The sequence below is a fragment of the Pseudomonas sp. RW3S2 genome (genome assembly GCF_014268955.1).
GTDB classification, from domain to species: Bacteria; Pseudomonadota; Gammaproteobacteria; order Pseudomonadales; family Pseudomonadaceae; genus Aquipseudomonas; species Aquipseudomonas wayambapalatensis.
This window is the reverse complement of sequence record NZ_JABWRM010000001.1, coordinates 414,975-428,839: the sequence shown is the minus strand read 5'-3', so window position 1 is coordinate 428,839 and position 13,865 is coordinate 414,975. Positions and strand designations below refer to the sequence as shown.

11 protein-coding genes are annotated in these 13,865 nt (G+C 61.7%); 6 read left to right on the top strand and 5 right to left on the bottom strand.

Features of this window, described 5'->3' with window-relative positions; translation table 11 throughout:
• Positions 1–57 precede the first annotated feature (57 nt).
• Positions 58–2,139 carry a carboxy terminal-processing peptidase gene (locus HU748_RS02015; protein ID WP_186667070.1) on the top strand — a complete coding sequence of 694 codons (2,082 nt, stop codon included), beginning with the start codon at positions 58–60 and terminating at the stop codon, positions 2,137–2,139.
• A gap of 120 nt (positions 2,140–2,259) precedes the next feature.
• Positions 2,260–4,014, top strand: coding sequence for a GGDEF domain-containing protein (locus HU748_RS02010; protein WP_186711497.1), 1,755 nt, complete (start codon positions 2,260–2,262; stop codon positions 4,012–4,014).
• A 3-nt stretch (positions 4,015–4,017) separates the two neighbouring features.
• Here the strand turns inward: HU748_RS02010 and HU748_RS02005 are convergent, their stop codons facing one another.
• The 5 genes from HU748_RS02005 to pcaQ all read right to left on the bottom strand — a co-directional run bounded on the left by HU748_RS02005 (position 4,018) and on the right by pcaQ (position 7,393).
• Positions 4,018–4,395 carry a hypothetical protein gene (locus HU748_RS02005; protein WP_186719021.1) on the bottom strand — a complete coding sequence of 126 codons (378 nt, stop codon included), beginning with the start codon at positions 4,393–4,395 and terminating at the stop codon, positions 4,018–4,020.
• Entirely contained in the window at positions 4,392–4,751 is a 360-nt protein-coding gene (locus HU748_RS02000) for a helix-turn-helix transcriptional regulator (RefSeq protein WP_186711496.1), read from the bottom strand. The genes HU748_RS02005 and HU748_RS02000 overlap by 4 nt, the downstream gene beginning before the upstream one ends.
• A gap of 89 nt (positions 4,752–4,840) precedes the next feature.
• Entirely contained in the window at positions 4,841–5,281 is a 441-nt protein-coding gene (locus HU748_RS01995; RefSeq protein WP_186711495.1) for a YkvA family protein, read from the bottom strand.
• A 291-nt stretch (positions 5,282–5,572) separates the two neighbouring features.
• Complete coding sequence (locus HU748_RS01990; RefSeq protein ID WP_186667077.1) at positions 5,573–6,316, bottom strand: FKBP-type peptidyl-prolyl cis-trans isomerase; 744 nt, start codon at positions 6,314–6,316, stop codon at positions 5,573–5,575.
• Between the two features lie 144 nt (positions 6,317–6,460).
• Positions 6,461–7,393 (bottom strand): pca operon transcription factor PcaQ, encoded by a 933-nt coding sequence (gene pcaQ / locus HU748_RS01985; protein ID WP_186667079.1) that lies wholly within the window; start codon positions 7,391–7,393, stop codon positions 6,461–6,463.
• A gap of 149 nt (positions 7,394–7,542) precedes the next feature.
• Here pcaQ and HU748_RS01980 point away from each other — a divergent pair, with 149 nt between their 5' ends.
• From HU748_RS01980 to HU748_RS01965, 4 genes are all read left to right on the top strand, one after another.
• Positions 7,543–7,968 (top strand): DcrB-related protein, encoded by a 426-nt coding sequence (locus HU748_RS01980; protein ID WP_186711494.1) that lies wholly within the window; start codon positions 7,543–7,545, stop codon positions 7,966–7,968.
• Between the two features lie 28 nt (positions 7,969–7,996).
• Positions 7,997–12,550, top strand: a complete 4,554-nt coding sequence (locus HU748_RS01975) for an RHS repeat-associated core domain-containing protein (RefSeq protein ID WP_186719020.1) — start codon at positions 7,997–7,999, stop codon at positions 12,548–12,550.
• Positions 12,537–13,034, top strand: coding sequence for an Imm42 family immunity protein (locus HU748_RS01970; RefSeq protein ID WP_186719019.1), 498 nt, complete (start codon positions 12,537–12,539; stop codon positions 13,032–13,034). Before HU748_RS01975 ends, HU748_RS01970 begins: the two co-directional genes overlap by 14 nt.
• Positions 13,035–13,418: 384 nt before the next feature.
• Positions 13,419–13,856 carry a hypothetical protein gene (locus tag HU748_RS01965; RefSeq protein WP_186719018.1) on the top strand — a complete coding sequence of 146 codons (438 nt, stop codon included), beginning with the start codon at positions 13,419–13,421 and terminating at the stop codon, positions 13,854–13,856.
• Positions 13,857–13,865 lie beyond the last annotated feature (9 nt).

Sequence of the window (13,865 nt, the reverse complement as noted above, 5' to 3'; positions counted from 1 at the left end):
GGCGTACAGAAAAGACGGCCTACTATGCGTGATCAATTGCCCCCACGTCGAATCAGCATGAAGCATTTCCTTCCCAGCACCGCCCTCGCCCTCATGGTCGGCCTCGGCAGCCTCACGCTCGGTGGCAATGCGGCCGCCGCCAACAAATGGGACAGCCTGCAGCCGGACCGCGACGAGATCGTCGCCAGCCTCAACGTGGTGGAGCTGCTCAAGCGCCATCACTACAGCAAGCCGCCGCTTGACGATGCCCGCTCGGTCATCATCTATGACAGCTACATCAAGCTGCTCGACCCGTCGCGCAGCTATTTCATGGCCAGTGACATCGCCGAATTCGACAAGTGGAAGACGCAGTTCGACGACTTCCTCAAGAGCGGCAACCTCGATCCCGGCTTCACCATCTACAAGCGCTACCTGGACCGTGTTAAATCGCGTCTGGACTTCGCCCTGGCCGAACTGAACAAGGGTGTCGACAAGATCGACTTCACCGTCAAGGAAGACCTGCTGGTCGACCGCAAGGACGCTCCGTGGCTGAAGAACGAGGCCGAGCTCGACGACCTGTGGCGCAAGCGCGTCAAGGACGAAGTGCTGCGCCAGAAGCTGGCCGGCAAGGATCCCAAGCAGATCCAGGAAACCCTCACCAAGCGCTACAAGAATCAACTGGCGCGCCTGGACCAGACCCGTGCCGAAGACATCTTCCAGGCCTACATCAACACCTTCGCCCAGTCCTACGATCCGCACACCAACTACCTGTCGCCAGACAACGCCGAAAACTTCGACATCAACATGAGCCTGTCGCTCGAAGGCATCGGCGCGGTGCTGCAGAGCGATAACGACCAGGTCAAGATCGTACGCCTGGTACCGGCCGGCCCTGCCGCCAAGACCAAGCAGGTCGCCCCTGCCGACAAGATCATCGGTGTCGCCCAGGGCAACAAGGAAATGGTCGACGTGGTCGGCTGGCGCCTGGACGAAGTGGTCAAGCTGATCCGTGGCCCCAAAGGCTCGGTGGTACGCCTGGAGATCATCCCGGCGAGCAATGCGCCGAACGACCAGACCACCAAGATCGTTTCGATCACCCGCGAGGCGGTCAAGCTCGAGGAGCAGGCGGCGAAGAAGTCGGTGCTCAAGCTCAAGCAGGACGGTCGTGACTACAAGCTCGGCATCATCGAGATCCCGGCCTTCTACCTCGACTTCAAGGCCTACCGCGCTGGCGATCCGGACTACAAGAGCACCACGCGCGACGTGAAGAAACTGCTCACCGAACTGCAGAAGGAAAAAGTCGACGGCGTGGTCATCGACCTGCGCAACAACGGCGGCGGCTCGCTCCAGGAAGCCACCGAACTGACCAGCCTGTTCATCGAGAAAGGCCCGACGGTATTGGTGCGCAACAGCGACGGCCGCGTCGACGTACTCGAGGACGAGAACCCAGGCGCCTTCTACAAGGGCCCACTGGCACTGCTGGTCAACCGCCTCTCGGCCTCGGCCTCGGAGATCTTCGCCGGCGCCATGCAGGACTACCATCGCGCCCTGATCATCGGTGGCCAGACCTTCGGCAAAGGCACCGTGCAGACCATCCAGCCACTGAACCATGGCGAGCTGAAGCTCACCCTGGCCAAGTTCTACCGTGTTTCCGGCCAGAGCACCCAGCACCAGGGCGTACTGCCGGACATCGACTACCCGTCGATCATCGACACCAAGGAAATCGGCGAAAGCGCCCTGCCCGAAGCCATGCCCTGGGACACCATCCGCCCGGTGGTCAAACCGGCAGCTGATCCGTTCAAGCCATTCCTGGCCCAGCTCAAGGCGCAACATGAGGCGCGCAGCGTCAAGGACGCCGAGTTCACCTACATCCGCGACCGCCTGGCGCTGACGCAGAAACTGATGAACGAGAAGACCGTCAGCCTCAACGAGCAAGACCGTCGCACCCGTCACGACGAGATCGAGGCCAAGCAACTGGCGCTGGAGAACACCCGACGCAAGGCCAAGGGCGAAGAGCCGCTCAAGGAACTGAAGAAGGTCGACGAAGACGCCCTGCCCGAGGAGAAGGACGACGCCAAGCCAGAAGATGATGCCTACCTGGCCGAAACCGGTCGTATCCTGCTCGACTACCTGCGCCTGAGCTCGCAGGTGGCGAAGAAATAAGCGACTCGATCAGATGATGGCAGATTAATGTGACCTGTCATCAAACAGTCATCGCACTGTCGTGAAATAGAAGGGCCGGACGCCAAAACGTCCGGCCTTTTCATTTTCAGGAAACAGTCCATGACCGTCACCGAACAGCTCAGTGCCTTGAGCGCCATCCTGGCTCAACGCAGCATTCACAGCCTGTTCCAACCGATCATCTGCCTTTCCGAGCGGCGCATCCTCGGCTATGAGGCGCTCAGCCGTGGGCCGTCCAACAGCCCTCTGCACTCGCCCCTGAACCTGTTCGCCATCGCCCGCCAGGCAGGGCGCCTGAGCGAGCTTGAAGTGCTGTGCCGGGAGAACGCATGCCGGCGCTTCAGCGAGCTGGGGCTCGAAGGCAAGCTGTTCCTCAATGTCTCGCCCGAGTCGCTGCTGGAACCCCACTACCCTTCCGGGCGTACCCTGAAGATGCTCGAGCAGGTTGGTCTGCAACCCAGCCGTGTGGTGATCGAGTTGACCGAACAAACCCCCACCGACGACTTCCAGTTGCTGTCCAACGCCCTGCACCACTACCGGGACATGGGGTTTTCCATTGCGCTGGACGACCTGGGGGCAGGTTACTCGAGCTTGCGCCTGTGGTCGGAGCTGCGTCCGGACTACGTGAAGATCGACCGTCACTTCATCGATAGCATCCATCAGGACCCGCTCAAGCGCGAATTCGTCGGCTCCATCCTGCAGATCGCCCGCGCCTCCAAGGCCCAGGTGATTGCCGAGGGCATCGAACTGGGTGAGGAGCTGACGGTACTGGCCGATATGGGCGTCGACCTGTTGCAAGGCTACCTGCTCGGTCGCCCGCAAGAGTTTCCCCCACGCGACGGCCTGAATCTGCTGCCGCCTGCGCAAGGCTGCGCGCTGGTGATCAGCGAGGAAGGCGGCGACCTCGCCGCACTGCTGATCGAGCAGCCTGCGGTTGCGCTGGATACGCCAACCCAGCAGGTGCTGGAGGCCTTCCGCCGCCAGGCCAATCTCAACTCCCTGGCCGTGCTCGACGCCCAGGGCCAGGCTTGCGGTATCGTCCATCGGCATTCGTTGTCCGACGCGCTGCTCAAGCCATTCGGCACCGACCTGTTCGCCCGCAAGCCGATCAGCCGGCTGATGAACGAGGACTTTCTCGTGGTCGAGCGCAGCCAGTCGCTGCAGCAGGTCAGCCGCCTGCTCACCAGCCGCGCACGGCAGCGCATCGAGGAAGATTTCATCATCACCCATGGTGGCCGCTACCTGGGGCTGGGGCGCGTGATCGACGTGCTCAAGTTGATCACCGAGCAGAAGATCCAGCAGGCCCGCTACGCCAATCCACTGACCCTGCTGCCAGGCAACGTGCCGATCCGCCAGTGCCTGACCCGCCTGCTGGAGCAGCAGCGTGCAGCGGCGGTGTGCTACGTCGACATCGACAGCTTCAAGCCCTTCAACGATATCTATGGCTATGCCCGTGGCGACGAGGTGTTGCTGTGCCTGGCCCAATGCCTCAACGACAGCGTCGATCCGCGCCGAGACTTCGTCGGGCATATCGGCGGTGATGATTTCATGCTGGTGTTGGGATCGGCCGATTGGCGCGAGCGTCTGCACACGTTGATCGACAATTTTCTACGCGAATGTCGACGCTTCTACCGCAGCGAGCACCTGGAGGCCGGTTGCTTCATCGCCCACAACCGCCAAGGGCAGCGGGAGACCTTCCCCTTGCTGTCGCTGTCGATCGGCGTGGTTTTGCTGCGGCCGGAGTGCTGCGCCAGCCTGGATGCGGCGCAGTTGGCCGATCTTGCTTCGCAGGCAAAGCGCCAGGCCAAGGATACCGCCGGGCCCAGTCTGAGCCTGATCGATACCGGGGTGTCGTAGCCCCTACCCTGCCGTCACTTCTTCGGGGTAAGCGAACTCGAACACCCGCACCACTTCGGAGGCATGCCACGAAGCCGCCTCCATACCATCGACGGGCCCTGAAAACCGCCCCAGGCGCTCGACACATTCGAAGAAGCCGGTACGTGGCAGGCGGCTGGCCCCCTGGCTGATCACCAGCGAGCTGCGCAGCGGCTGCTCGGCACGCGCATCGATCATCGCCAGGTATTCCAGGGCGGCGGTCAGGGTCTGCATGGCGGGGGTGGGCAACTCCAGGCGCTCGAGCAGCGCCCTATAGGTGAGCAGGTAGCGTTGACGGCGGGCCAGGTCAAGCTCGTCCAGCAGGCGTTGCCATTGCTGACGACTGATCCTGACCTGACTCATGATGGCTCGCTCCAGCCGGCGATCCCCAGGTGCCATGCCAGGCTGCGCTGGATCGCCGCATCGGGCACACGTTCGCCCGACTCGATCATGGCCAGGTACGACGGGCTGATGCCAACGCTGCGGGCCAACTGCTCGGGGGCCAAGCCCTTGGCCTGACGCAACTGCGCCAGCTCACCCAAGGCAGGCAAGCTGGCGCTTTCCTTCACGACTTCGCCGCGCCCCTCACTGGCCGCAGCCTGAGGTTCGTCGGCATTGACTGGCGCCTGCCCGGCTGCGGCTAGCAGTGCCTGGTACTGGGCCCAGGGAACAACCGCATACTCGGGCTGACCGTCCCGACTGATGACCTGAATACCCATACAACCCCCTTACTGCATGTAATCCGTCGGCATAATGCTTATGCCAATTATATGACCAAGTGCGGGAGTCTGTGCAGATCAGGCCAAAATCAAGGGTGAGGACGTTCCAGGCGTAACGCTTCCGGGCTGTCCGGCAGCCGCTCGACCACGCGCAGGCGCTCGGGTGATTGGCTGTCGCGCCAGGCCTTGAAGCGCGCCAGCTCGTCACCGACGGTCTTCAGCACCCACCCCAGCACGGCGATGTCATCGAGAAAACCGACACCGACGATCCAGTCCGGAATGGCATCCAGGGGGCTGACGAAATACAGCAGGCCAGCGACGATGGTCACCAAGGCCTTGGGACTGACGGCACGGTACTCGCCACGCCACCAGGCCAGACACAGGCTTTGCATCAGGCGCAGGTCGTCACGCAACTGGCCCAGCTTGGGGCCCTTGCGGGCCACGGCGAACAGCAACGCAGGCAGGCGGCCACGGCTGAGCAGGCGCTCGGCCAGCGGCAGAAAACGGGCAAAATTCCAGGGTGCGCTCATGGTGTCTCCAGCATCAGCCAGGAAGGTTATCCACATTTATTGTGGATAACCTTGTGAACAGGGCAGCGTTTTAGGGCGCTAGGCGCCCACGGAGCAAGGGTCCCGCTCAGATCGGGCGTTTTTTACACAACCGTTTCAGACAGGCAAACGATTTGCGTCAGACGTATGGTTGGCTACGCGTCAAGGTGCCTCATGCTCAGACAGTGAGACACCTGCAGCGTTCGCGTCAAGCGTGCGACCAAAATGAAAACGCCCCGTCGAAACGGGGCGTCAGGTGCGGCAGTTGCCAGATTACTTGGCCGGCGCTTCGGCAGGCTCGGCAGGTTCGGCGTCCAGCTTGCTCGGGTCCTTGATGGCCAGCAGCTCGAGGTCGAACACCAGTACCGAGTTCGCCGGGATCAGCGGGCTCGGGCTCTGGGCGCCGTAGGCCAGCTCGGCCGGGATGTACAGCTTGTACTTCTCGCCGACGTGCATCAGTTGCAGGCCTTCGACCCAACCTGGGATCACGCCGCTGACCGGCAGGTCGATCGGGCTGCCACGCTCGATCGAGCTGTCGAAGACCTTGCCATCGATCAGCTTGCCTTCGTAGTGGACGGTAACCACATCGGTCGGCTTAGGCTGCGGGCCATCGGCCTTCTTCACGACTTCGTACTGCAGACCCGAGGCGGTGGTGACCACGCCCGGCTTCTTGGCGTTGTCCTCAAGGAACTTCTTGCCCTTGGCGGCCGCTTCCTCGCTGGCCTTGGCCAGGCGCTCCTCGGCGCGTTTCTGCAGCGCGGTGAAGGCTTCTACCAGTTCTTCGTCCTTCAGACGGGCTTCTTTCTTGCCGACTGCATCCTCGATACCCAGGGCCACCGCTTTGGAGTCCAGGTCATCCATGCCTTCCTGCGCCAGGCTCTTGCCCATGTTCAGGCCGATACCGTAGGAGGCCTTCTGTGCTGGGGTCTTCAGCTCGACGCTGCTGGTCTGAGCGTCGCAGCCAGCCAGGACCAGGCCTACCAGGGCAACCGCAGCCGCCAAACGATGCTGTTTCATGCTATTTCCTTGTTCATGCGCCATGAGGGCAATCAGGGTAAAGCCGCGAGCTTATCAGGCGGCCATGACCAATGGCTACCGGCATAGGAGCGGGTTTGTGCCAGGAAGTTCCTGTATGAAGGGATGTTCATCCCACGGTGAAAATCAAGGGTAGCTGCCGGCCCGGTATTCGCCCGCCACTTCCCGCAATACCTCGCACACCCATTGGGCTGCCAGCCCCTGCGGCAGGGCCGCGTTGCGGCAGATACCCACCGAGCCTCCCGGTTCGCGCACACCCAGGTCGAGCTCGACCAGCTCACCACGCTGCAGGTCGATCAGCACGGCGTCACGCGGTGCCACCCACACCGCATCGCTGCCCAGCAGGTAGCGCCGGCTCAAGGCCAGAGACAGGGTTTCCAGGCGTTGCCCCGGCATCTGAATACCGCACTGCACGAACAGGCTGTCGGCGTGCAGGCGAATGGTGGTACCTGCTGGCGGCAGCACCAGTGCGTAATCGCCGACCCGTGCCCGATCCAGGGGTTGGCGCGCGAGCAACGGATGGCCAGGACGCACCACCAGGCTCATGGACTCACTGTACAGGTGCTCGAACGACAGGCCCTGGATCTGCGGGCTGTCGGTCATCCGCCCGACCACCAGTTCCAGTTCGCCCAGGCGCAGTTGCCCCAGCAACTGCGCACTGATCCCGGTGACCACGCTGATCACCAACGCCTCATGACGCTGATGCAGGCGACACAGCACCTCCGGCATCAGCAACCCCTCGACCGTCGACAGCACACCTATGCGCACCTGCGACGGCGCCCGGGCCTCGCCGCGCACCGTGCTGACACCTTCGCGCAGGGCCTGCACGCTGGGCCCGGCGTAGCGCATGAAGCGGGTGCCCGCCGAGGTCAGCTCGACGCCCTGGCGGGTGCGCTCGAACAGACGCGTCTCGAGCAAGTCCTCAAGTTCCTTGAGCGTCTTGGAAATGGCCGGCTGGCTGATCGCCAGGACATCGGCCGCCCTGGCCAGACTGCCCTGACGGGCGATCTCCAGAAAGCACAGCAGATGGCGGTACTTGATGCGGGTATCGAGGTTCATGCACGGCAGTGTAACGGTGTGCAGGAGGGCTGCAAGTCGTCTATGAATATCCTTTCCTACAACGACTCGATCCCATTCTGACAATGCGCAGCTTGCCCTCAAGCCCCTGGATTTGTAGGGTGCAGCTTTCCCCGGCAAGGAGCCAACCGATGTCGCTCTACCAAACCCAGGACCTATCACTAGACCTGGGCACAGAGCTGCCGCAGGACAGCAGCATGAACATGCTGACGTTCCCGGAGCGCGGCACCACCTTGGTGATCGCCCGCAGCCCGCTCCCCGCAGACCACTCCTTCGATACCGTCTACCGCCAGCAGCTCGAACAACTGCGCAGTCGCCTCGATGCACACATCACCGAGCCTCAAGCCACGACCTGCGGCATGGCGCAAGCCATCCAGGGCCTGGAAGTCGGCCTGCAGTTCCAGCGTGGCGAAATTCGCTCGCACCAGCGTCAACTGGCCTATCCCCATGTGCAGGCACAGCGTCTTATGGTGCTGAGCTATAGCAAGGAGACACCGCTGACGGAAAACGACCTCATGCACTGGCAAGCCATCAAGGCGAGCCTGCAGACACGCTGACACCCCTCCAGCAAGGAAGCCCGGATTCATGGCGCAGGACCTCCACGCCGCCCGCAAGGACGACCTGATACTGCACCCACCGTTGATGGCCGAGCTCACCAGCGCGCTGACCGAGGCGGTGGTCTATGCGGCCGCCACCGCCGCAGTGGGTGCGGCCTTGGGCGCCGCCGTCGCCGCCACCATCGGCACCGGCGGTGCGGCGGCTGCACTGGTGCCGGTGGCCGCCGGCCTGCTGGTAGGCGCGGCCAGTTCGCTGCCCGGCGGCGGCGACAAGAGCATCGGCGAACACATTTCCGACTTCAGTGACTGGGTCGGCAACTCGCTGTTCCCGCCCGAGCCCTATGGCGCCATCCTGACCGGCTCCGCCAACGTCCATATCAATGGCATGCCCGCTGCCCGTGCTGCCGGCATCAGCCTGGGAGTCGAGGCCTCGCCCGACAACCCCGAGCCCCCCTCCATCCTGGAAAACATCGGTGCCTACGCCATGGTCGGCGCCTCGATGATGCTCCCGATCATCGGCATGGCCCAGGACATCGCCAGCATCTTCAACCCGCCAGTCACCACACCGGCCGATCCCGGCACCCAGGAGCGGGGCGAGGATACCGTCACCTGCAGCAAGCACCCGGCCAAGAACTTCCTCGCCCAGGGTTCGGACAAGGTGTTCATCAATGGCCAACCCGCCGTGCGGGTGGGCGACAAGACTACTTGCGACGGCCCTGTGGGCATGACCTTCTCGCCCAATGTGCGCATCGGCGGCGGCACGCTGACCGTGCGCGACATCCGCGATGGCAAGAGCGCGCTGGCCAAGATCATCGGCATCGTCGCCGGCATGCTCCTCTCGCGCCGGGGTGGCAAGGCCCGCTCACGCCCAGGCAAGGCACCCAAGCCAAAGTCGATGATTCCCAAGTGCAAGGGCCATCCGGTGATCGTTTCCAGCGGTGCCAAGCTGCTCGACGGCCCTGACGACCTGGATTTCGCCCTCCCCGGCCTGCTGCCGATCGAATGGGCCCGGCGCTACGACAGCAACGACACGCGCGGCGATGGCGTGTTCGGCCTGGGCTGGAGCCTGCCTTATGAAGTTCGCATCGAGCGTGTCCCCCACCCTGAAGGGGGCGAGCTGTGGGTCTATGTCGACGAGGAAGGTACGCGTATCGAACTGGGGCGCCTGCAGCCAGGCAGCGCCCTGGTCAGCAGCCTCGACGGCCTGGCGTTCTTCCACCAGGACGCCGGCGTCACCGTGGTCGAGGACATCTACAGCGGCCAGTACCAGGTGCTGCGCACCGACCCGCACGACCCGAGTCGTTCACGCCTGGTGCAACTGGGGGATCGCAACCTCAACCGCCTTGACCTGCTCTACGACAACGACGGCCGCCTGCAGTACCTGGTCGACACCTTTGGCCGCACGGTGGTCGAACTGCTCTACGACAGCATGCACCCTCGCCGCGTCGGCCAGGTGCAGCGCCTGTTCCTGCGCGAGGGCAACGACTTTGTGGTCGAGCGCCGTGAAACCCTCGCCACCTACGCTTACACCCCTGCCGGTCAACTGAGCGAAGTACACGAGCCGGGCGGCCAGCTGCTGCGACGCTTCAGCTATACCCCTGAAGGGCTGATGGCCAGTCACACCCTGGCCAGCGGTGCGACCTTCCATTACCAGTGGCAACGTTTCGCCGCCGTCCCTCGCCCGACACCGCACCTGCCACCGCTGCTCGAGCCGCAGCCAGACCATGAGTGGCGGGTGATCCGTCACTGGAGCGAAGACGGCGAGGACTACCTTTTCCACTACGACCTGGGGCAGGGTCATACCGAGGTCACCGACAGCCTAGGTCGCAAGGAACATTTCGAGTGGGGCCCGTTGCACGAGGTATTGGTGTATGTAGATCCACTGGGCCAGCGCTGGCAGGAAGAGATCGTCCAGGGCCAGTTGCTGGCCAGCATCGACCCGCAAGGCGCCGAGTGGCGATACCACTACGATGCGCTCGGGCGCCTGATCGAAAGCTACGACCCGCTGGGGCGTTGCGAGCGCACCACCTACACCGAGCACTGGGCGCTGCCCACCCACATCAGCGATGGCGCCGGCCATACCTATCGCAACACCTACGACACCCGCGGCAACCTGATCAGTACCACCGACCCGCTGGGGCGCACCACGCGCTACCGTCACGATCGACAAGGCCGGGTGGAACAGGTCATCGATGCTCAGGGCAAGACCCGCCAGCTGGAATGGAACGCCCGAGGGCAACTGATTCGCTACAGCGACTGCTCCAACCGCACCACCCTCTGGCGCTATGACGAGCGCGGTCACCTGAGCGAAGTCTTCAACGGCCGCAACAACCGCACCCGCTATCGTTTCGACGCCCGTGGCCACCTGCTGGAAAGCACCCGCGCCGACGGGCGCGTCGACCGCTACCAGGTAAACCTGTCGGGGCAGTTGACCCAGCACATCGACTCCGGCCAGCAACTCACCCAATGGCACTACGACGAGCGTGGGCGCCTCAGCCAACGCACCGACGCCATGGGGCTCACCCTTCGCTTCGCCTGGGATGCGCACGACCGCCTGCAACGTCTGCAAAACGAAAACGGCGAGCACTACGCCTTCCACTGGGATGCCCTGGACCGCCTGGCCGCCCAGCACAACCTCGATGGCGGCGGTCACAGCTATCGCTACGATGCAGCGGGCAACGTCATCGAGGCGAGGCTGCACCCGGCCCGCGACGCCGAGCCGACGTTCCCCGGCAGCCCGCCGGAGCCCGAGGCTTCGATACAGTCGCAATATTTCGAATACGACGCCGCCGGGCGCCTGTTGCGCAAGCGCACCGACGACGGCGTCACAGACTACGAATACGACCTCGCCGACAACCTGCTGGCGATCACCTTCACCAACCTGCTGGGCGAGCCAAAACGGCTCGCCTTCAGCCATGACGCCCTCGGGCAACTGCTGAGCGAAACCGGGAAAGCGGGCCGGCTTGCCTACGAACATGACGAACTGGGCAACCTGCAGACCCTGACCCTGCCTGATGGCCGACGCCTCAATCATCTGTACTACGGCAGCGGCCACTTGCATCAGCTCAACCTCGATGGCCGAGTGATCTGCGATTTCGAGCGCGACGAGCTGCATGCCGAAGTCCTGCGAACACAAGGCCGGATCCAGACCCGGACCCGCTACGACAGCACCGGGCGCCTGCTGGAAAAAGCCCTGCATGTACAGGGCGCAGGCCCCGGCAGCCTGGCCCTGCTGAGCAAGCAGTATCGTTACGACGACAGTGACAACCTGGTCGGCGAGGACTTCATCCAGTGTCAGCGAGCCCGCGACGGCGAGCCGCCCACGCACGCCCAGATCATCGGTCGCCTGTTCGGCACCGACGCCAGCGGCAATGTCCAGCGCGGTCAGGTTCGCTACGACTATGGCCCCACAGAACGCATCCATGGCGCCAGCCGCACACTGCCTCATCGCAATGGCCAACAGGTCGAGCACTACGGCTACGACAAGGCCGGCAATCTGCTAGATGGCTACCCGATCAAGGGCTACGTACGGCACAACCGCCTCAAGGTCTTCCAGGACAAACGCTACCGCTACGACCGCTTCGGCCGCCTCAGCGAAAAACGCACTGGCGCGCACCTGATCCAGCGCTTCGACTACGACGCCGAGCACCGCCTGGTACGCGTACACCAGCAACGCGGGCCGGTGCACGAGCGGGTGGAATTCGACTACGACCCGCTCGGCCGCAGGATCGCCAAGCGCCTGTACCGCAACGATCACCCTACCCCTGTCAGCCAGACCCTTTTCCTCTGGCAGGGTCTGCGCCTGTTGCAGGACATCCAGGACGACAAACCCAGCCTGTACGTCTACGCCGACAGCGACAGCTACGAACCCCTCGCCCGCCTCGATGGCGCCCCCGGCACCGAACAACTGCACTACTTCCACACCAACCTCGCCGGGCTGCCCGAACAGCTCACCGATGAAAACGGCGTGACCGTGTGGCAAGGTGAGTTCGCGACCTGGGGCAAGTGTCGGGAAGAATGGCACCATGCCGGGCAGAACCGTCAGCAGAACCTGAGGTTCCAGGGACAGTACCTGGACCGGGAGACGGGGCTGCACTACAACACGTTCAGGTTCTATGATCCGGAGGTGGGGCGGTTTACGCAGCAGGATCCACTGAGTATCAGTGCAGGGCCCAACCTTTATAGATACGCGCCCAACCCACTTCGTTGGATCGATCCATTTGGACTGGAGGCCGATTACAAGGCAGATGCTCAGTATCACGGCCCCAAACCCAAACTGGTCGACCCAGGGCATCACGACCCTAAATCACCTAACTTCCGAGGGGGCGGTAATACCACAACACTCTTGCCCGATGATGCTGCAGAGGTTTACAAACGTGCCGTTCCTGATAGGGCAGACTCCTGGTTTGGCCAGAACAAGAATGGAGAATTCTATCGCTATCAAGGCGCAAACGGCGAAGTGCATTGGAACGGGCGCGAAAATTCATCGAGGGGACTGAAAGTTCCTGACTGGATCAAACGAAGATTCAAAGACATGGCTAATAGAAAGAAAAACCGAGGAAGCAACTGTGACCTACTATAACGCTGGGAAAAAAGAGTTATTTTCAGTCTGTTGCTCGACTTGCGCGCCAAACTTCAAGTCGGGTTGGATGGCCGTGAACCTATCTTTAGACAATCATCTCATTGGTGCAAACGAAGAGATCACGCAGATCGATACCTTCTTGAACATGATCAGTGTCAAATTCGATAATTATGATCTCGATTACGCTGACTCCCTGAAAAACCTGGACAAATCGGCCGTGCTTTCCCAGATCGAGCAAGGGTACGAGCACTCTCAAAACTGGATTGATTCTAGCAAAATTGGTGCACTGTTCTTGTCGCTGAACCTGACGCCCTGCCTTGATGGCGATGTCGTGATTCTGCTCATGCTTGAGACAACGGACCGGGTCATTTGGAAAGCGCATGACGATGACGTGGTGCAAGAAATTTTCCTACCTCCTGGATACGTAAAAAACACACTGAACGATGTGATAAATTTTTTCAGTCCGCCCAAAAACCATGATTAATTCTTTCGAAACCACATTGTTTGAGGTGCTCGGGCTCGTCGCAGATTTCGATCCAGAGTATGCACAATGGAGCTGCAAGCTCACCGCAGAGCCCCTCCGGCTGGAGTTGGTCTACTCACTGGACGGTACTGTTTCGACATCGCTGTATCTTGACGATAGGCTTCTGGCGTTCAATTACGCCAGCGGGCTGCATTGCCTTTCGATTAACGAGGACGAGATCTCATGCGACATCATGTCCGGATCACTTAGGCGAACACTCACCATCAATATCAATTCGCTAAGAGTGAGGTGGCAGGACTTATGATTCAGGACACTCGTTAAAACCAACGCTCCTGCGAGTGCCCCTCGCGCCATTGAACCCCTTCGATTTTTTTGGTGTGATCGATGATAAAGCTCGCCCCTCAAAAAATTAATTTTGTCATCAACACCACACAGCTCAACGCAAAGTACGACGAGACTGGTGCCGCATTGATTCAGGTTGAAGCTCAGCGAATCGAACACATCGAAAATAACACCTACTCCGTGGCGACACTTGTTTTTGAGCGTGTCGCTGAGATGCGCTGTATCACACTCAATTTTTTCGAGCGCGAGTATCAGAACTACGAAATTCTGGGCAGCCGAGGCGATGAAGTAGAAACTTGGCGAAAGACCGGACTTCATCCTGACCCAAAATTCTATGAGGTCGTCGATTCAGCGCTGTTGGCAGAAACAAATCCGTTGTATGACCCCGCCAACTTTCTTTCATTGAAGCACTACATCGTCGCGGGGTACGACAGCTATGTTGAGATCATCGCCGACAGCTATCAATACTCTCTTGAGTAAATTTCCATA